The sequence below is a fragment of the Bacillus sp. N1(2025) genome (assembly GCF_053470005.1).
In genome coordinates this window covers 507,305-524,462 of the sequence record NZ_JBLTJB010000001.1, presented here as the reverse complement: position 1 = coordinate 524,462, position 17,158 = coordinate 507,305, and the positions used below count along the sequence as shown (strand labels likewise).

At 46.6% G+C, this 17,158-nt stretch carries 19 protein-coding genes and 1 pseudogene; 1 reads left to right on the top strand and 19 read right to left on the bottom strand.

Going from position 1 to position 17,158, the window contains the following annotated elements:
• Positions 1 to 149 precede the first annotated feature (149 nt).
• The 15 genes and pseudogenes from recO to rpsU form a co-directional block, all read right to left on the bottom strand.
• A complete protein-coding gene (gene recO / locus ACNFN4_RS02935) occupies positions 150 to 917 on the bottom strand; it encodes a DNA repair protein RecO (RefSeq protein ID WP_448199989.1) in 768 nt (255 codons plus the stop codon).
• A 36-nt stretch (positions 918 to 953) separates the two neighbouring features.
• Complete coding sequence (locus tag ACNFN4_RS02930; protein WP_007408286.1) at positions 954 to 1,097, bottom strand: YqzL family protein; 144 nt, start codon at positions 1,095 to 1,097, stop codon at positions 954 to 956.
• Positions 1,098 to 1,252: 155 nt separating this feature from the next.
• A complete protein-coding gene (era, locus tag ACNFN4_RS02925) occupies positions 1,253 to 2,158 on the bottom strand; it encodes a GTPase Era (protein ID WP_448199988.1) in 906 nt (301 codons plus the stop codon).
• A complete protein-coding gene (locus ACNFN4_RS02920; protein ID WP_182071841.1) occupies positions 2,139 to 2,549 on the bottom strand; it encodes a cytidine deaminase in 411 nt (136 codons plus the stop codon). Before ACNFN4_RS02920 ends, era begins: the two co-directional genes overlap by 20 nt.
• Positions 2,550 to 2,672: 123 nt before the next feature.
• On the bottom strand, positions 2,673 to 3,047 hold the full coding sequence (locus ACNFN4_RS02915; RefSeq protein WP_003152974.1) for a diacylglycerol kinase family protein: 375 nt from the start codon (positions 3,045 to 3,047) through the stop codon (positions 2,673 to 2,675).
• Entirely contained in the window at positions 3,028 to 3,501 is a 474-nt protein-coding gene (gene ybeY, locus ACNFN4_RS02910) for an rRNA maturation RNase YbeY (protein ID WP_053284930.1), read from the bottom strand. Before ybeY ends, ACNFN4_RS02915 begins: the two co-directional genes overlap by 20 nt.
• Positions 3,502 to 5,634 (bottom strand): HD family phosphohydrolase, encoded by a 2,133-nt coding sequence (locus tag ACNFN4_RS02905; RefSeq protein WP_448199987.1) that lies wholly within the window; start codon positions 5,632 to 5,634, stop codon positions 3,502 to 3,504.
• Between the two features lie 80 nt (positions 5,635 to 5,714).
• Positions 5,715 to 6,674 carry a PhoH family protein gene (locus ACNFN4_RS02900; RefSeq protein WP_007408283.1) on the bottom strand — a complete coding sequence of 320 codons (960 nt, stop codon included), beginning with the start codon at positions 6,672 to 6,674 and terminating at the stop codon, positions 5,715 to 5,717.
• Positions 6,638 to 7,862, bottom strand: a pseudogene (gene yqfD / locus ACNFN4_RS02895) (sporulation protein YqfD). Before yqfD ends, ACNFN4_RS02900 begins: the two are co-directional and overlap by 37 nt.
• A gap of 17 nt (positions 7,863 to 7,879) precedes the next feature.
• On the bottom strand, positions 7,880 to 8,161 hold the full coding sequence (gene yqfC, locus ACNFN4_RS02890) for a sporulation protein YqfC (RefSeq protein WP_003152966.1): 282 nt from the start codon (positions 8,159 to 8,161) through the stop codon (positions 7,880 to 7,882).
• Between the two features lie 56 nt (positions 8,162 to 8,217).
• The gene (locus tag ACNFN4_RS02885) at positions 8,218 to 8,652 is read right to left on the bottom strand and encodes a hypothetical protein (RefSeq protein WP_014418408.1); all 435 of its coding nucleotides are present in this window, start codon (positions 8,650 to 8,652) and stop codon (positions 8,218 to 8,220) included.
• 27 nt (positions 8,653 to 8,679) lie between these two features.
• A complete protein-coding gene (floA, locus tag ACNFN4_RS02880) occupies positions 8,680 to 9,672 on the bottom strand; it encodes a flotillin-like protein FloA (protein WP_014418409.1) in 993 nt (330 codons plus the stop codon).
• Between the two features lie 24 nt (positions 9,673 to 9,696).
• Positions 9,697 to 11,013, bottom strand: a complete 1,317-nt coding sequence (locus tag ACNFN4_RS02875) for an NfeD family protein (protein ID WP_014418410.1) — start codon at positions 11,011 to 11,013, stop codon at positions 9,697 to 9,699.
• Positions 11,014 to 11,135: 122 nt separating this feature from the next.
• Positions 11,136 to 11,582, bottom strand: coding sequence for a GatB/YqeY domain-containing protein (locus ACNFN4_RS02870; RefSeq protein ID WP_007408278.1), 447 nt, complete (start codon positions 11,580 to 11,582; stop codon positions 11,136 to 11,138).
• 14 nt (positions 11,583 to 11,596) lie between these two features.
• Complete coding sequence (rpsU, locus tag ACNFN4_RS02865) at positions 11,597 to 11,770, bottom strand: 30S ribosomal protein S21 (protein WP_003152957.1); 174 nt, start codon at positions 11,768 to 11,770, stop codon at positions 11,597 to 11,599.
• Positions 11,771 to 11,941: 171 nt separating this feature from the next.
• On the opposite strand from rpsU, the gene ACNFN4_RS02860 reads away from it, so the two are divergent.
• Positions 11,942 to 12,868: a Na/Pi symporter gene (locus ACNFN4_RS02860; protein ID WP_025649833.1), complete on the top strand. Its 927-nt coding sequence runs from the start codon at positions 11,942 to 11,944 to the stop codon at positions 12,866 to 12,868.
• A 37-nt stretch (positions 12,869 to 12,905) separates the two neighbouring features.
• Here ACNFN4_RS02860 and mtaB read toward each other — a convergent pair whose 3' ends face one another.
• Genes mtaB through dnaJ form a run of 4 tightly spaced genes read right to left on the bottom strand, consistent with a single transcriptional unit; the run spans position 12,906 to position 17,140 of the window.
• Positions 12,906 to 14,261, bottom strand: coding sequence for a tRNA (N(6)-L-threonylcarbamoyladenosine(37)-C(2))-methylthiotransferase MtaB (mtaB, locus tag ACNFN4_RS02855; RefSeq protein WP_014305444.1), 1,356 nt, complete (start codon positions 14,259 to 14,261; stop codon positions 12,906 to 12,908).
• Positions 14,261 to 15,031 carry a 16S rRNA (uracil(1498)-N(3))-methyltransferase gene (locus tag ACNFN4_RS02850; RefSeq protein ID WP_014418412.1) on the bottom strand — a complete coding sequence of 257 codons (771 nt, stop codon included), beginning with the start codon at positions 15,029 to 15,031 and terminating at the stop codon, positions 14,261 to 14,263. Before ACNFN4_RS02850 ends, mtaB begins: the two co-directional genes overlap by 1 nt.
• A gap of 22 nt (positions 15,032 to 15,053) precedes the next feature.
• A complete protein-coding gene (prmA, locus tag ACNFN4_RS02845; protein WP_014418413.1) occupies positions 15,054 to 15,989 on the bottom strand; it encodes a 50S ribosomal protein L11 methyltransferase in 936 nt (311 codons plus the stop codon).
• A gap of 23 nt (positions 15,990 to 16,012) precedes the next feature.
• A complete protein-coding gene (dnaJ, locus tag ACNFN4_RS02840; protein WP_003152895.1) occupies positions 16,013 to 17,140 on the bottom strand; it encodes a molecular chaperone DnaJ in 1,128 nt (375 codons plus the stop codon).
• Positions 17,141 to 17,158 lie beyond the last annotated feature (18 nt).

Genomic DNA, 17,158 nt, shown 5'->3' with positions numbered 1-17,158 from the left:
AAAGGGTTGCTCGAGAATGCCTTTCGTTGCGCGCTCATCCTTAGCTTACACTGCCCTAAGGTCGCTTGTATGAGTTGGACGCAAGTACTTCTTTCTGTCACTGCAACATATTTTATAATAAATGATCATATAAAAAGATGGGCAGAATGTCAACTTTTGTTTTCATCCAAAAGGTTCTTCATGCTTTCCATCTGGTCTAAAAACCGTTTTGACTTTAAATAAAGTCCTGAGTATTCCTCGTAATACAGATCAATGACCCGTTTAATTTCGTTTTTGGTTTCCTGTTTTAACGAGACGCTGCCGAGCCTTCCGATATCAAAGTAATAAAAAAGCCTTAGCAGCCTTGCCGTTTGCGGCGAAATCGGAACTCTGTACGGATCCTTTTCAAAGCAGCGGTGGCAGATAAACCCGTTATCTCTTATCGAAAAATGAAACGTCCCTTCCCCGCTTTTGCAGTGGACACAATGATTCAGCTCCGGATACAGCCCCATGACGCCGAGCATTTTCATCTGCACGATGAAGGTGATCACGTCCGGGTCAGTCCCGTCATTCAGCCTCTTAAAGGATTCGAGAATCAATTCGAATAAATAGGGGTTCGGTTTCTTCTCTTCCGTTCCTTTGTCAGTGAGTTCAGCGATAAAAGCGGCATACGCCGTCAAAAATAAATCTTCTCTGATCGTTCTCATGCTGAGAATCATTTCACCCTGCTGGAGCGTGCCGAGTCCGGATGTTCTTTGCATTAAAAATGACCCGTACAAAAACGGCTGGCTGACTGCTGACAGCCGGCTGACTGACTTCCTGGCGCCCCTTGCCATGACGCCGATTTTGCCGTGTTCCCTCGTCAGCAATGTCACGATTTTATTCGTCTCCCCGTAGTCATTCGTACGGAGCACGATTCCTTCACATTTAGTCAGCATTTCCGCACCTTCCAACAACGGGAGGGGCCAAGAGGTTTACAAAATTGGAAAATCAATTCGGGCTAGCTCATCTTCCGGTTCTTCGGGTCTTTCCAGGTTCTCTTTTTCCAGTTCTTTAAAAAGAAGGTACGTATCAACACTTCCTGTTTGAGAAAATACGTTCCAGGTAAAATTCAACACAAAAAACCCACCTTTCATCATTAAACTAGCTTTGCAATCCAAATTCTTACCCTTATCTTGACCTGATGTCCTCCTTTTCATGTTAAACAAATTTTGCTAACGAATCCCTGCTTCTGTGAGGTAATCTCACACCTCAGGCATGCGCCTTAGATGAATTAATATTCATCCTCTTTAAAGCCGAAATCACGCAGCTGAGACATTTTATTCCGCCAGTCCTTCTGCACCTTCACCCATAATTCCAGGTAAACTCGTGAGCCCAAAAGAGCTTCAATATCAGCCCGCGCTCTTTTGCCGACTTCTTTCAGAAGCGCTCCTTTTTTGCCGATGACGATGCCTTTTTGAGAATCCCGCTCGACCACAATGGTGGCGGCGACATGGACGGAGCCGTTTTCCTGCCCTTTAATGGACTCGATAGCGACAGCGATGCTGTGCGGCACTTCTTCCCTTGTCAGATGGAGCACCTTTTCCCTGACCAGTTCAGAAATAATGAACCGCTCGGGATGGTCAGTCACCTGATCGCTCGGATAGAACTGAGGCCCTTCCGGTAAATACGCTTCAATCTGCGCGAGAAGGGTTTCAACGTTGTTCCCTTCCAAAGCTGAGATCGGCACGATTTCCTTAAACGGATAGCGCGTACGGTACTCATCAATTAAAAGAAGCAGCTGGTCGGGGTGGATCTTATCAATTTTGTTTACGATCAGAAAGACCGGCGTGGACGTCTGTCCGAGCTTTTCAATGATAAACTCGTCGCCTTTTCCGTACCCTTCTTCGGCGTTAATCATAAATAACACCAAGTCAACTTCTTTCAGCGTATTCTGCGCCACTTTCATCATAAAGTCGCCAAGCTTGTGCTTTGGTTTGTGAATGCCCGGTGTATCAATAAAAATGGTCTGCGACGTGCCGGTTGTCAGCACCCCTTGGACTTTATTTCTTGTCGTCTGGGGTTTGTCGCTCATGATGGCGATCTTTTGACCGATAACCCTGTTTAAAAAGGTAGACTTTCCTACGTTCGGCCTTCCGATGATAGATACAAATCCTGATTTAAAGCTTTCGTTCGTCATGTAAATCCTCCGATGAAAATGCGCCCGGCAATAATTCTTCCGCAGTCATTTCTTTTATTTGTCCTTGTAAGTTGGTCAGAATAACAAGCATATCCTTTGAGCACAGCTCGGAAATTACTTGTCTGCAGGCTCCGCACGGCGAAACCGGTCCCGGAGTATCCGCAGCCACGGCGAGCATCGTAAATTCCGTATCCCGCTCGGAAACAGCTTTGAATATCGCCGTGCGTTCAGCACAGTTGCACATGCTGTAAGCCGCATTTTCAATGTTGCAGCCTCTGTACACTTTTCCGTCTTTGGTAAGAAGAGCGGCTCCCACTCTGAAATTTGAATACGGCACATACGCTGTGTCCCGCGCTTTTAATGCTTCTGCAATCAATTCTTGTCTGTTCATGTGTACTTAATTCCTCTCTTACCTTTATCCTGTATGATACCGCTGTCACTTTTATTTTACATAATTATGATTGGTTTTTCACGCCCATTTTTGGCAATGTAAAATAATTGTAAGAATCTTCTGCTAACATATCTTCGGCAAGAAGATGAGTAAACCAATGATACACGATATCACGGCAAAGACGCAAACGGCTCCGGCGGCCGCGTCCTTTGCCGCTTTTGCGAGCGGGTGATACTGATCGGTAACTAAATCCACAACATGCTCTATCGCCGTATTTAAAAGCTCCAAAGCAAGCATCCCTCCGATCAGCACCAAAACAACGGCCCATTCGGCTGTGCTCAGCCCGGTGAGAAAACCGCAAACGATAACGGCGCAGGCCGCGGTAATATGAAATTGAAAATTCCGCTCTGACCGCGCCGTTTTCCAGATTCCCCTCCATGCATGGACAAAGCTCTTCAGGAACCTGCTCCACTCGTTTTTATGATCTCGTGAGTCCATACTCATCCAGCAAATCCTTTTGCTTTGAAAACATTTCTTCCTCTTCTTCTTTTGTCATGTGATCATAGCCAAGCAAATGCAAAAAGCCGTGCACGGCCAGAAAACCGAGCTCTCTCATAAACGAATGGCCGTACTCTTCCGCCTGCTCTTCCGTTCTGTCTGCGCTGATGATAATATCTCCTAAAACAGGCGGCATGTCGGCGCCTACGATTTCAACCTCGTCTTCGCCTTCTTCTTCAAGCGCAAACGAAATGACGTCAGTCGGAGTGTCTTTTCCCCGGTAGTCTCTGTTGATTTCTCTGATTTCTTCATTTGTCACAATCGTGACCGATACTTCAGCCTGATCCTGAACGCCTTCTTTTTCCGCCGCGAATTGGAGCAGCTTCTCCACTTCTTGGAGCGCATCAGCTGAGACGCTGTTCGTTTCATCAACAATATCTATGAGTAAACCCATTTATTTCACCTTCTTCGTAGCCTCCGGATATTCAATCCGGGAGTGGAAAATTCCTTTTAAAGTCGCACATAGTGTTTTTGCGATCGTATCCAGTTCTCGGAACGTGAGATCACATTCTGAGAATTGTCCGTCCTGAAGCTTATCGGATATAATTCCCCGCACCAGTTTTTCGATCCGCTCGGGATTGGGATTATGCATGGAACGGACGGCGGCTTCAACGCTGTCGGCCACTGAGATAATAGCCGCTTCTTTCGATTGCGGCTTCGGCCCCGGGTAGCGGAACTCTTTCTCTGTAATCTGGTCGCCCTTTTCTTTCGCTTTATAATAAAAGAATTTCAAAAGGGACGTTCCGTGATGCTGCTCCGCGATATCCACAAGCTCTTTCGGAAACTTATAGCTTCTGAGCATATTCGCACCGTCTGTCGTATGTGCGATAATGATATTTTTGCTGAGCTGCGGAGACAGCTTGTCATGCGGATTATCCATATTCATCTGATTTTCAATAAAATATTGCGGACGTTTCGTTTTGCCGAGATCGTGATAATACGCTCCGACCCGTGCTAAAAGACCGTTTGCCCCTACGGCTTCACAAGCCGCTTCCGACAGATTTGCCACCATGACGCTGTGATGATATGTACCGGGTGTTTCCGTTAAAATCTTTCGAAGCAGGGGATGATTCGGATTAGACAGTTCAATCAGCCTCATCGTTGAAAGAATGCCGAATCCCGTCTCAAAAAACGGCATCAGACCGATAATCAGAACGGATGAAGCAAGTCCCGAGACGGCCCCCATCAGCATCAGCGTTCCGATTTCAACCGGTGACAGCGCCGTATTTTGTATTAATAAAAGCGACAGCACGATAATCATATTAATAAATGAGACGAACAGTCCCGCCTGCAATATTTTTGATCTCGCATTATGTTTTCCCAAAAACAGAATGCCTGAAATGCTACTGATTAAATAGTAAATGCCGATGACGTAATTAAATGTTCCCGTCACACCCTGATTAAACATCATACTGCCGCAGATCGCCAGAATAATGCTTCCTAAAATGGCGAGCCTTTCATTGAGCAGCAGCCTGATTAAAATCGCGCCGGCGGCGATCGGCACAAGATAGCCGATATTGGTGTATTCAATCTTCTGAAAGAGACTGACGACTTCCATAATGACGAGAATAAGCGTTGTAATGATAGAAAACAGCAAAAGAGATTTATTTTTCAGCTTAAGCTCCTGCTGCTGTTTCTCAAAATAGTAGACAAGCGTGGCAATAAACAGCCCGATCATCAGAAGGAGACCGCTGATCGGTTTTAACAGGTTGGAATTATTCAAAAGCCCCGTCAGTTCGAGCTTCCTGTATACTTCCCGGTCGATCAGATCATTCTCTTCCACGAGAACCTGTCCTTGTTTGATCTGTACCGGCTGGATGCTGTCTGACGCTTCCTGGCGTTTTTCATCCGTCGCTTTCGGATCAAATACATAATTCGGGATGACTGCGTATTTTCCGATTTCAGTCGCAGCCGCTAAATATTTTGACGGCACAGAAGCGCTTTTCAGCTCTTTTGCGACCTTATCCTTCGCTTCGGCAAGCTTTTCAGAAGGAATTTCACTGCTCATCACCGTATTCACCGCGGTAATGACGGAATCCCTCACAAATGAGAAATCTTCATTGTTTGCATGGAGAAGCGATTTAATGGCATCTTCCGAGACGGATTCATTGACATCCTGTGTCAGCTTGTTTTTCACCGATTTTACCAGTGATTTTTCCGAAGGTGACTTTTTGTCTTTTTCCGCATCTTTTTTCACTTCGCCGATGCTGTCAAAAATGGAAGTAATCAGGTCAAGCCGGTTGTCGGTATAGCCTTTTTTCAGAGTGTATTGATCTTCCACCGCATCTTCGGCCGCCTGCTTTTTCGATTCCGTCGCCTGCTGATCTTCCACTGTGGCGGGCGCGTAAATCGTCTTATCACTGACTGCAAACAAATCCAAATTAAGTGATTCAGGTTTTACATGAATAAAGAGCAAACCAAACATGATCGCTGAAAGCAGCAGGTACAGCAGCACATGGGCTGAGCGGGCATGTCTGAAACTGCGGAACCGTTCTCGGGCGCTTTTGCCCTTTCCCTTCTTTTTCAAAACAAGAACCTCCTCCCTGAAACATCAGGAACACATCATATAAAAATGACCCGATAACGGGAGATCGGGTCATTTTTGCATTACTTTTGCTTATCATAAGCTTCAATAATTTTTGCAACAAGCGGATGCCTGACCACATCTGTCTGGTCAAGTTCAATCACGGAGATGCCGTTTACGTCCTTCAGCATGTCCTTCGCTACTGCAAGTCCCGATGTGACGCCTTTCGGCAGGTCAATTTGGCTTACGTCGCCCGTAATGATCATTTTAGAGCCAAAACCCAATCTCGTCAAAAACATTTTCATTTGAGCGGGAGTGGTATTCTGGGCTTCATCAAGAATCACATACGCGTCGTCAAGCGTCCGCCCTCTCATATAGGCAAGCGGGGCGATTTCGATAACCCCTCTTTCCATAAGACGCTCCGTATGGTCGCTTCCGAGCACATCATGGAGCGCGTCATACAGCGGGCGCAGATAAGGATCTACTTTTTCCTTTAAATCTCCGGGCAGAAAGCCGAGGCTCTCGCCGGCTTCCACAGCGGGTCTTGTTAAAATGATTTTTTTAATGTGGCCGTTTTTTAAAGCGTGCACCGCTTTTACGACCGCCAAATAAGTTTTGCCGGTTCCCGCGGGCCCGATGCCGAACACCATGTCGTTTTTCTTCATCGCCGCCACATATTCTCTTTGGCCGATGGTTTTGACACGGATCGGTTTGCCTTTTGCCGTTTTCGTTATTTCCTCTTCATACATGCTTTCAAAATAGTCCAGTTCATCTTTTTTTGCCATTTTCACGGCATACAGCACATCACGTTCCGAAATCTCGATCCCCTTGCGAATTAAAGTAAGGAGCGAGCCCAATAATCTGTCAGCGATCTCAAATGTTTCATCATTCCCGGAAACGTAAATGGTTTCACCGCGTGTGATGAGGCTAATGCCCAGATCCTTCTCCATTAAATGTAAAAAGGCATCTTGGCTGCCGAACAAAGAAAGTGCTTCGTCCGGGCTTTTCAGTTTGTGATTAATCGCAAGTAAATGTTCTGCCATTCTTTAGTCTCCCTGAACAATAGGTGTGGTTTGAACGATATCTTCTATAACTTGGTAGAGAATAATCAACTTTACTTTACCATTCTCAACGGATTGGTGCAAAACTTTTTCACTTTCCACCTCTCCGCTGCCGTTTAATCGCTTTTCTACATCTTGTCTTCCCATTTTGATACCGGCCTGAACCGCTTCGCCTTTCGTATAAGTCCGCACGGATGTTTCACTTTCTCTTGTCTGTTCTTGAACGTAAGAAACCGGAAGCTTCATCCCCAGAAATTGAAACGGATGCTTTTCTTCCTCTGTTTTCGGATGTTTCAGCGGCTTCTCATTAAATTCAAAGCCCCAAAAAGGCACGCCCCATGATCCGAAAGACAGCTTGTGCTTCGTCCTTACTTTACCCGTATATAGCGTAAATGATGTTTCAAGAGGCACGGTTACTTCTGACTTGTACCATGTTTCTCCGTAAATTTCCGCTTTTGAGGCGACTTTCCGGTCTTCATTTCCGATCAGTCCTGAGACGAGGAGCTGTCCTTTGTCAACATGATCGTTCACAAAAGCCATCGGCTGCCCCTTTTGCACGAACATCCTTTTGATGACCGCCTTCTTTTTGGCAACGATATGGCGGGGGCTCACGTACTTTTCTTTTGTCGGTTCGTTTTTTTCGACCACTTTCATATGAAGGGCTGTCCCGTTCAATTCCACACCGACCCACGTAATATTATCGATACCGTTTGTTAATGATTTTTGAATTTTCTCCGGCGTCATCATTAAAAATTGCAAACGGCCTTTTTTCACACCGATTTCTTCAAGGTGCTTTACCATCTGATGCTCGGTTTCGGGCTTGGCCCCTTTAATATCAATTTCCCAAATCATGTTGGACAAAAGAAATAATATAACAAAAAATATCACAAATCCCGCAGTGAAGCCCAGGTTTAATTTTGATTTGAGAAGCAGAAAGGGAAGACCCTTTCTTTTTGTAAAGCTTGCTTTGCATTCATGTTTTCTGATGACTCTTCTGAAAGCATGTACATCCTGAAGCTGAATCATCAGCAGGACACAGTCTTGCTTTTTTTTCACCGCAAAGATGGCGATTCCGTTTCTCGTGCATTCATTCAGCAGCCGTTCAATCCCTTTTCCTTTGACTTCTACTTGGACTTTACCCGAAAAAAATGACAGCCATTTGTTTTTCACATTATTTCCCCCCGGCTTTATGAATCGACATATCGTACGTGATCTATCGTGCCTTCCAAAAGAATTTCTTCAGGAAGGATTGCCTTAATGACCAAGTTTTTTCCTGATATGATACATTGCCCCTGCTTGAGCATCAGCCTGACTTCTTCTTCGCTGAACAGCAGGAGGCCTCTGTGATTCTCTATGTAGATATGAAGTCTGCCGACCATCGTAATACGAGGCAGATCCATCATAACGTCCGGGGGAATTTCCAATGCTCTTGTCAGCCATGCCTTTACACGATTCTTTCTTTGCCCCATAAAAAAAGAACCCCCTTTCATCTCATATGTATGATTTGAAAAGGGGTTCTAACACTTTATTTTTTACCGATGTTCCGCATGGTCCGGTGCGGTTTTTTTGCACGGGGCGGACCCAAAACCTCACTGAATATAATGCCTTGGACCGCAGTTTCTTTATTTATTTTGAGGGCTGATTTCTTCAGAGACGCGTTTCGTGCGCGTGCGGATGTCAGCTTATGTTCAAGCCCGTTAAACATCTGCTCCGTCTCCGCTAGGCGCTTTTCAGCTTCCCTTCTTTTTTGCTCAAAAGGGTTCTCTTTTGAAACGGCAGGCAATTCTTCCGCTTCCGGCTTATGCTCTTTCTGCGGCTGTTTTTGATCCTGCTTTTTTGCCTGATTTCCGGGACGTGTACCCGGCGGACGTTTTTCATCTTTGTTTTTCTTGCCGAATATTGCCGATATAATGCCGATGACGGCGGCAATGACGAGCGGATTTGTCAGAATCTCGTGCATATAGCGGCTCCCTCCTTAATAGAGAGGTTATTGTTGGTCTTCATCTTGCTGGTCATTCGTCAGCTTGCCGATAGAATCCCTCATGTCCGTATCCGCGTCGATATTTTTTATGTTCATATAGTCCATGACGCCGATGTTTCCTTCACGCAACGCTTCTGCCATCGCAAGCGGCACTTCGGCTTCTGCTTCCACGACTTTCGCACGCATTTCTTCTACGCGAGCGCGCATTTCCTGCTCTTGGGCGACCGCCATGGCGCGGCGCTCTTCGGCTTTGGCCTGCGCAATGTTTTTGTCTGCTTCTGCCTGATCCGTCTGAAGAATCGCTCCGATGTTTTTGCCGATATCAACGTCGGCGATGTCAATCGAAAGAATTTCAAATGCGGTGCCTGAATCCAGCCCTTTGCCAAGTACGGTCTGCGAAATCATATCAGGGTTTTCAAGCACTTTTTTATGATTGTGAGAAGAACCGATTGTCGAGACAATCCCTTCTCCGACACGGGCGACAACCGTCTCTTCTCCCGCTCCTCCGACAAGGCGCTCGATATTGGCTCTTACCGTGATTCTGGCTTTTGCTTTTACTTCAATTCCGTCCATGGCGACACCCGCGATAAACGGTGTTTCAATGACCTTCGGATTGACGCTCATCTGTACGGCTTCCAATACGTCACGCCCGGCCAGGTCAATGGCTGCGCAGCGTTCAAATGTCAGCTCAATATTGGCGCGCTGTGCCGCAATCAGGGCATTGACCACCCTGTCGACATTACCTCCGGCCAGATAATGGCTTTCGAGCTGATTTGTTGTTGCGGATAGGCCGGCTTTGTGCGCTTTAATTAACGGATTGACAACGCGGCTTGGTATGACGCGCCGCAGCCTCATCCCGACCAAAGTAAAAATGCTGATTCTGACTCCTGCCGCAAGCGCCGAAATCCATAGCATCACCGGTACAAAGGTGAAGAATATGGCTAACACAATAATGGCAGCAGCAACTAATGCTAAAATCGCCAAACTTGACAGTTCCATCTAATTCCTCCTCAAGGTTGTCATCTATATTTCTCTCACGACAATGCGTGAGCCTTCCGCTTTCACTACTTTCACCTGTCTGTCTTTTTCAGTGAATGATCCTTCCGAGACGACATCCAGACGTTCATCATCAATAATGACGGTGCCTGACGGTCTGAGGGCTGTAGCGGTAATGCCGACTTTTCCCAACAGCTCCGTCCGGTTCTGATTTGAAACATAACCGCTCTCCGTGCTTGTTGAATCAGTTAATATTAATTTTTTAAAGAATTTCATTCGTTTCCCCAACACCCTTGTTAATATGATAAAGGCTGTAATAGATACAGCAAAGGCGATCAAGAGAGAAACCGCCATTACGGTAAAGCTGCCCGCAGCGAGAAAGAGGCTCGCGATGACGCCTGCAATACCGATAAGACCGATTATGCCTCCGGGCAGAAATATCTCTAAAAGGATAAAAACCAAGCCCGCGCAAAATAAGAATACGCTGTCATAGCCGGCAAATCCGGCAGCGATATGCCCGGTGAAAAACAGCAGCATGGCCGTCAGTCCGACGGCACCCGGTATTCCGAGGCCCGGCGAGAACAATTCAATGGTCAAACCAAGCAAAGCAAGCGTTAATAAGACGGGGACAACAAACGGATTTGTCAGCCATCTGCCCAGTTTGCCGACGAAACCTTCTTCTGCATGGTGAACATCCGCTTTGTCAAAACCGAGCTTTGTATATAAAGCATCAAGGTCTGAAACCGTGCCCTCCGAATATCCGACTTCCTTGGCTTTTTCAGCTGTCAGTGTCAGCAGTTTTCCCTTTGGGGCGCCCGCTTCCTTTGCATTGATGGCGGGATCTGCCATGGCCAGGGCGTATTTCGGATTTCGGTTGTTTTTAACCGCTGCGTCCTCCATTTCTGCATGCCACAGTGATTGAGCCTTTTTGTCCGCCGCGTTCCCTTTTCCGTCGATGATGGCTGCGGCACCCATTTTTCCGCCCGGCGCTATATAGATTTCATCTGCCTGAAGCGCTATATACGCTCCGGCAGAAAGCGCCCGTTTATTAACGTAAGCGGTAACAGGCACATCCGCGCGGCCGATGATATCCGCAATATCCAAGGCTGATTGTACCGCGCCTCCCGGTGTATTGATGTCAAGAATAATGTGTGACGCGCCGGACTCCTTCGCTTCTTTGAAAGAACGCGATAAAAACGAGGCGAGCCCCTGTTCGACATTTTTCTCAACCGGGATGACATAAACCGATGGATGATCAGCTTTCGCGTTCAATTGAACCCCTAATAAAGATAATACAAATAAGCCCAATAGAGCAACAGCAATTCCGGTTTTTTTTCGGAACAAGGCAAATATACCCTCCTTCCCGTTTCGTTCTTCTTTATATACGTAACAAATGTACTTTAGTTTCATTTTTTTATGTATAAAAAAAGACATCTCTCTAGGAAAGATGTCTTTTTTCTTGTCAATTAAGATAATTGACTGCTGACAAGTCTGTTAATTACGCTGCCGTCAGCTTTACCTTTTACTTTAGGCATAATAGCACTCATCACTTTGCCCATGTCCGCTTTGGAGCTCGCACCGACTTCAGCGATGGTTTCATTTACGATTGTCTGCAGCTCTTCTTCAGAAAGCTGCTTCGGTAAATAAACTTCTAAAATGTCCAGCTCTTTTTGAACTTTATCTACTAAATCTAAACGATTAGCGTTTGAAAATTCATGGAGGGAGTCTTTACGTTGCTTAAGTTCACGAGATAGGACAGTAAGTTCCTCATCCTCGGTCAAACTGTCTTTCTTAAGCTTAATTGCTTCGTTTTGAAGTGAAGCTTTCACCATTCGAACGACAGTCAGTTTGTCTTTCTCACGGCTTTTCATATACAGCTTCATATCTTGGTTAAGTCGCTCAAGAAGACTCATAAATCCACCCTCTTTTAGAATTTGCGTTTTCTAGCAGCTTCTGACTTTTTCTTGCGCTTTACGCTAGGTTTTTCATAAAATTCGCGCTTTCTTGCTTCTTGCAAAGTACCTGTCTTTGATACACTGCGTTTGAAGCGACGAAGAGCATCTTCAAGCGATTCGTTTTTTCTAACGACCGTTTTTGACATTCTCTTTCCCTCCCTCCGAATACACCAATCGACTACCTTTAAAAAGATACATATATAAACATGTACTTTGACATTATAATATAAGCCATCAGTCAGGTCAACTAAGCGAGCTCACTTTTCCGTCATGAATAAGGCTGCTTGTCTATATAATGATGGAAAGGGGTGTTTCATTTGATGATACTGATTCTCTTTACCGCTCTTATCCTGATTTTTTTACTCGGAATGAGCCTGCTCAGACAGGGGCTGATCGCATTAACGTATTCAAAAATTGAGAAGAGCCTGCTCTTATTTACCGACCACCCTTTGAAAGCTTTTCTCATAAGCATCATATTCACTGGTTTTCTTCAGAGCAGCTCAGCCTTCATGGTCATTGTCATCGGCTTTGTCAGCGCAGGCGCTTTATCTTTTAAACGGACCATTCCGATGATTCTCGGCACGAATGTCGGCTCCACGTTTACGACGGAGTTTTTAGCCATAAAGATGGATGTGCTCATTTGGGTGCTTTTTATCGGAGGCCTTGTGTTTATCCTCATCCGTAAATATCCGTTCAGGCAGATCGGCATAAGCTTCCTCGGTCTCGGCATCATCTTTTTTTGCATCACATGCTTCAGCCGGCTCGCCGTTCCGCTGACAGAAATGAAGGCGGGGGCGGAGGTTTTGCGCCATGTGAATGATTCGAGCTGGTCCGCTCTTTTTATCGGTATGATATTGACGGCAATCATTCATTCAAGCTCCGTCTGCATCGGCATTTTGATGAGTTTTATGAACGAAGGGGTGATCGGCATTGAACAAGCGGTCAGCGTCGTTCTGGGATCTAATATCGGGACATGCGTCACGGCCGTCATGGCTGCTGTTTCAGGCGGTTATGCCGCCAGACAGACCGCCGGTGCTCACGTTGTGTTTAATATTCTCGGCGTGCTGCTCGTATTTCCCTTCCTGTCCGCATCAGCAGGTTTTACGGAGCGCCTGTCTGATGATCCCGCGCAGATGATTGCGCATTTCAGCCTGTTATTTAACGTAGTCACCGCCCTATTGTTTCTGCCGTTCACACATTTGTTTTACCGGCTGATTGACAGGCTGATTCCTCCGAAACCGTAAAAAAACCGATGCGGGAAGGCACCGGTTTTTTTATCTGTTATGAAGACATGCGCATGTTCCGGGTCATTTCATCCTCAACGACACGGACGAATTGTCCTTCGTTATACGGATAGCCCGCTTTTTGAATTTTGACTTTGACAAGTTTGCCGATTACATCCTCCGTGCCTTTGAAGACGACTTTCATGTAATTGTCCGTATAGCCGACGAACATGCCGTCTTCATCAGACTCTTTAAACGCCTCTTCCGGAATGATTTCCAGAACCTCTCCTTCATAATCGGAGGCGTATTCTTTTGCAAGCTGGTCAGACAGCGCGATCAGCTTATGCACCCGTTCGTTTTTCACGTTCTCGTCAACCTGGTCTTCCATTCTGGCCGCAGGTGTTCCGGTGCGTTTGCTGTAAGGGAATACGTGAAGCTCTGAAAACTTATGTTCTTTAATGAACCGGTATGTTTCCATAAATTCTTCTTCCGTTTCACCCGGGAAACCGACGATGACATCAGATGTGACGGCCAGACCCGGCAGCGCTTCTTTCAGCTTATTTAAACGGTCCGCGAAAAATTCCATCGTATATTTGCGTCTCATCCGTTTCAGAACGGTGTTTGATCCTGACTGAATCGGGATATGAAGGTGGCGGACGATTTTATCAGACGCATCCAGCACTTCAATCACTTCATCAGTGATTTGGCTTGCTTCAATAGATGAAATTCTGATCCGCTTCAGTCCTTCTACACGTGTATCAAGCTCGCGGAGAAGCTTGGCGAAATTATAATCTTTCATATCTTCGCCGTAGCCGCCCGTATGAATCCCCGTCAGGACGATTTCTTTATAGCCGGCATCCACCAGCTGCTGCGCCTGTTTAATGACTTCTTCCGGATCGCGGGAACGAAGCAGGCCGCGCGCCCAAGGGATAATGCAGAACGTACAGAAGTTGTTGCAGCCCTCTTGGATTTTTAACGACGCTCTTGTGCGGTCAGTAAAAGCGGGAACATCCAGCTCTTCAAACACGCGTGCTTTCATAATATTGCCGACGCCGTTGATCGGCTGGCGCTCTTCCCTGTACTGCTCAATGTAACCGAGCATTTTTTCACGATCCTGCGTGCCGACGACGATGTCAACACCCGGGATGGCCATAATTTCTGCCGGAGAGGTTTGCGCATAGCACCCTGTTACGCAGATGACGCCGTCAGGATTTTGGCGGATCGCCCGTCTGATGACTTGACGGCTTTTTTTATCTCCCGTGTTTGTTACCGTACATGTATTAATGACATATACATCTGCTGTCTGTTCGAATTCTTTTCGTTCATAACCCGCATCTTTAAACAGCTGCCAGATTGCTTCTGTTTCATAATGGTTGACCTTGCAGCCAAGGGTATGAAAAGCAACAGTTGCCATTACTGATCACCTCTTAATAACTCTGTATGATAGGAAACTGCGCTTAACGCGTAAAGAGGCGCAGTTTCAGTCCGTAAAATTCTCGGTCCGAGGCCGCATAAGACGGCGCCTTTTTCTGAAAGCTGATGAACTTCAGACTCAGTCAGACCGCCTTCAGGGCCGAATACGATTAAAAGAGACGAACCTTGCGGAAGGCTTTTGAGCTCCGCGGCGAAAGCGCCCGTTTCTCCCTGCTTTGATGACTCCTCGTATGCAACGACACATTTATCGACATTCTCCGCCATTTCAAGCAGCTGCCGGAACGTATAAACGGTTTTCACTTCGGGAATTTCATTGCGGTACGATTGCTCCGCCGCTTCCTTCGCGATTTTCGCCCATCTCTCCCGTTTTTTCTTTGCCTTTTTGTCGTCAAGCTTAACGACGGATCTGGCGCCTTGAAAAGGGATGAACATACTTGCCCCCAGCTCGGTCCCTTTTTGGATAATCCATTCAAGCTTATCGCCTTTCGGGAGGCCGCTTGCGATCCTGATCTTCAAAGGCAGTTCACGGTTTTCACCCGTCCACTCAGCAATGCTGCATGATATATGATCTTTAGAAACCTCTTTAAGCAGGCATAACGCTTCATGGCCGTCTTTCGAACAGCAGATAATCCGGTCTCCCGCACTCATTCTCATGACGTTCGCTATATGGTGGACGTCTTCCCCCGTGATTTGAAAATCAGGAGTTTCGTCCATCTCCTGCTTCGTGAGCTCGATAAAATATCGTTGCATACGCTGTGACACCTACTAACTGTTATTTTTTCGCGATGATGCTGACCCAATCTTCCATAGACAGAATTTCTATGATGGTAAAGCCGGCTTTTTCCAACGCTTCTTTTACTTCCTGTTTTTTCTGGCCGATAATGCCTGAAGTAATAAAATGGCCTCCGTCTTTGAGCAGGTCGTACGCCTGTGATGTAAAGCGGAGAATCACTTCCGCCAAAATATTTGCGACAATGACATCATGTTCGCCCGTGATGCCGTCTAACAAATTGTTCTGCTTCACTTCGGCCGTATCACTCACTTTGTTCAATTTCACATTCAGACGCGCGCTTTCAACAGCGACCGGATCAAGGTCATACGCATGAACCGATTCGGCCTCAAGCATGGCGGCCGCGATGCTTAAAATTCCTGAACCGGTGCCGACATCAATGATACGGTCGCCTTTTTGAACGATACGCTCAAGCGCCTGAATGCACAGAACTGTTGTCGGATGCGTTCCCGTACCGAATGCCATACCCGGGTCCATTTCGATAATCAGTTCATCTGTATGAACAGGTGTATACGTTTCCCATGTGGGAACGATCGTGAACTTTTCAGAAATTTTCACAGGATGATAATACTTTTTCCAAGCGGTCGCCCATTCTTCTTCATTGACTTCAGAAATGGTGATTTTGTTTCTGCCCAAATCAATGTCGTACAAAAGCAGATTGTTAATCGTCTCTTTAATGCCGTCCACCGTTTCGCCGAGGAAACTGTTGATCGGCAGATACGCTTTGACAATGACACCCTCATCGGGGTAATCATTGGGGTCGAGCTGGTAGATTTCCCCGTAAACATTCTCACGCTCTTTCATTAAATCAAGCGGATCTTCGATGACAACCCCGCTCGCACCAGCTTCATGCAAAATATTTGAGATGGGTTCGACCGCTTCATGTGTTGTGTGAATGCTGATTTCGGACCATTTCAAAACTACCAACTCCTATCCAATCATTACTCGCCTTTAAATGCGCGTTTTACTTTGTCAAAGAAACTCATTTCTTGTTCATCCGGCAGGTTTCCGCTGACTTCAGCGAATTCGCGGATGATGTCTTTTTGTTTATCTGTCAGATTCGTCGGTGTGACGACGCGGACGACAATGTGCTGGTCGCCTTGTCCGTAGCCCCGGACGTTCTGAACGCCTTTGCCTCTTAATCTGAATTTCGTGCCGGTTTGTGTGCCGGCAGGTATTTTCAATTTCACTTTTCCGTGAAGCGTCGGCACTTCCACTTCGTCTCCGAGTGCCGCTTGGGCAAACGTTAACGGCATTTCGCAATAAATATCGTCTCCGTCGCGCTCAAAGAACTCGTGGGCGCGCACATGGAATACGACAAACAGATCTCCCGCCGGCCCTCCGTTTACGCCCGGTTCACCTTGGCCCGGAACGCGCAGCTGCTGTCCGTCGTCCACACCGGCAGGAATCGTGACATTGATTTTTTTCCGTTTTTTCACTTTGCCCGTGCCGCCGCAGTCAGAACACTTGTTTTTGATGATTTTTCCTGTTCCTTCACAGTGGTGGCAGACTCTTCGGTTAACCACTTTGCCAAACGGCGTGTTCTGTTCGACGTTCAGCTGGCCTGAACCTCCGCAGTGCGAGCACGTATCCGGCTTTGTTCCCGGCTTCGCGCCAGACCCTTTACATGTTTCGCAATTCTCTTCGCGCGGAATTTCAATGATCGTTTCTTTTCCGAAAGCCGCGTCTTCAAATGACAGGGTCATTGTATACTGCAGATCCGCGCCTTGCCGCGGCGCATTCGGGTCACGGCGTCTCGTGCCGCCTCCGAAGATGCTTGAGAAGATGTCATCGAAACCGAAGCCGCCGAAGTCTCCGCCGCCTCCGAAACCGCCGCCGAATCCCTGGTTAGGGTCTGTATGGCCGAATTGGTCATATTGAGCGCGTTTTTGGTCGTCTGAGAGCGCTTCGTACGCTTCTTTTACCTCTTTGAATTTTTCATCTGCTCCGGATTCTTTATTGATATCAGGATGATATTTTTTTGAAAGCTTCCGATAGGCTTTTTTGATTTCATCCTTTGAAGCGCTCTTACTTACCCCAAGCACTTCATAGTAATCACGCTTACTCATCTCGCTTCACTCTCCCGA

Excerpts from the sequence above, each read along its gene's own strand:
- ACNFN4_RS02920 (WP_182071841.1), bottom strand. The coding sequence starts at position 2,549 with ATGAACAGACAAGAATTGATTGCAGAAGCATTAAAAGCGCGGGACACA.
- yqfC (WP_003152966.1), bottom strand. The coding sequence starts at position 8,161 with ATGGGGCAAAGAAAGAATCGTGTAAAGGCATGGCTGACAAGAGCATTG.
- mtaB (WP_014305444.1), bottom strand. The coding sequence starts at position 14,261 with ATGGCAACTGTTGCTTTTCATACCCTTGGCTGCAAGGTCAACCATTAT.
- ACNFN4_RS02900 (WP_007408283.1), bottom strand. The coding sequence starts at position 6,674 with ATGGCAGAACATTTACTTGCGATTAATCACAAACTGAAAAGCCCGGAC.
- rpsU (WP_003152957.1), bottom strand. The coding sequence starts at position 11,770 with ATGTCAAAAACGGTCGTTAGAAAAAACGAATCGCTTGAAGATGCTCTT.
- ybeY (WP_053284930.1), bottom strand. The coding sequence starts at position 3,501 with ATGGGTTTACTCATAGATATTGTTGATGAAACGAACAGCGTCTCAGCT.
- era (WP_448199988.1), bottom strand. The coding sequence starts at position 2,158 with ATGACGAACGAAAGCTTTAAATCAGGATTTGTATCTATCATCGGAAGG.
- ACNFN4_RS02915 (WP_003152974.1), bottom strand. The coding sequence starts at position 3,047 with ATGGACTCACGAGATCATAAAAACGAGTGGAGCAGGTTCCTGAAGAGC.
- ACNFN4_RS02885 (WP_014418408.1), bottom strand. The coding sequence starts at position 8,652 with ATGCACGAGATTCTGACAAATCCGCTCGTCATTGCCGCCGTCATCGGC.
- ACNFN4_RS02850 (WP_014418412.1), bottom strand. The coding sequence starts at position 15,031 with ATGCAACGATATTTTATCGAGCTCACGAAGCAGGAGATGGACGAAACT.
- recO (WP_448199989.1), bottom strand. The coding sequence starts at position 917 with ATGCTGACTAAATGTGAAGGAATCGTGCTCCGTACGAATGACTACGGG.
- floA (WP_014418409.1), bottom strand. The coding sequence starts at position 9,672 with ATGGAACTGTCAAGTTTGGCGATTTTAGCATTAGTTGCTGCTGCCATT.
- ACNFN4_RS02870 (WP_007408278.1), bottom strand. The coding sequence starts at position 11,582 with ATGAGTCTTCTTGAGCGACTTAACCAAGATATGAAGCTGTATATGAAA.
- dnaJ (WP_003152895.1), bottom strand. The coding sequence starts at position 17,140 with ATGAGTAAGCGTGATTACTATGAAGTGCTTGGGGTAAGTAAGAGCGCT.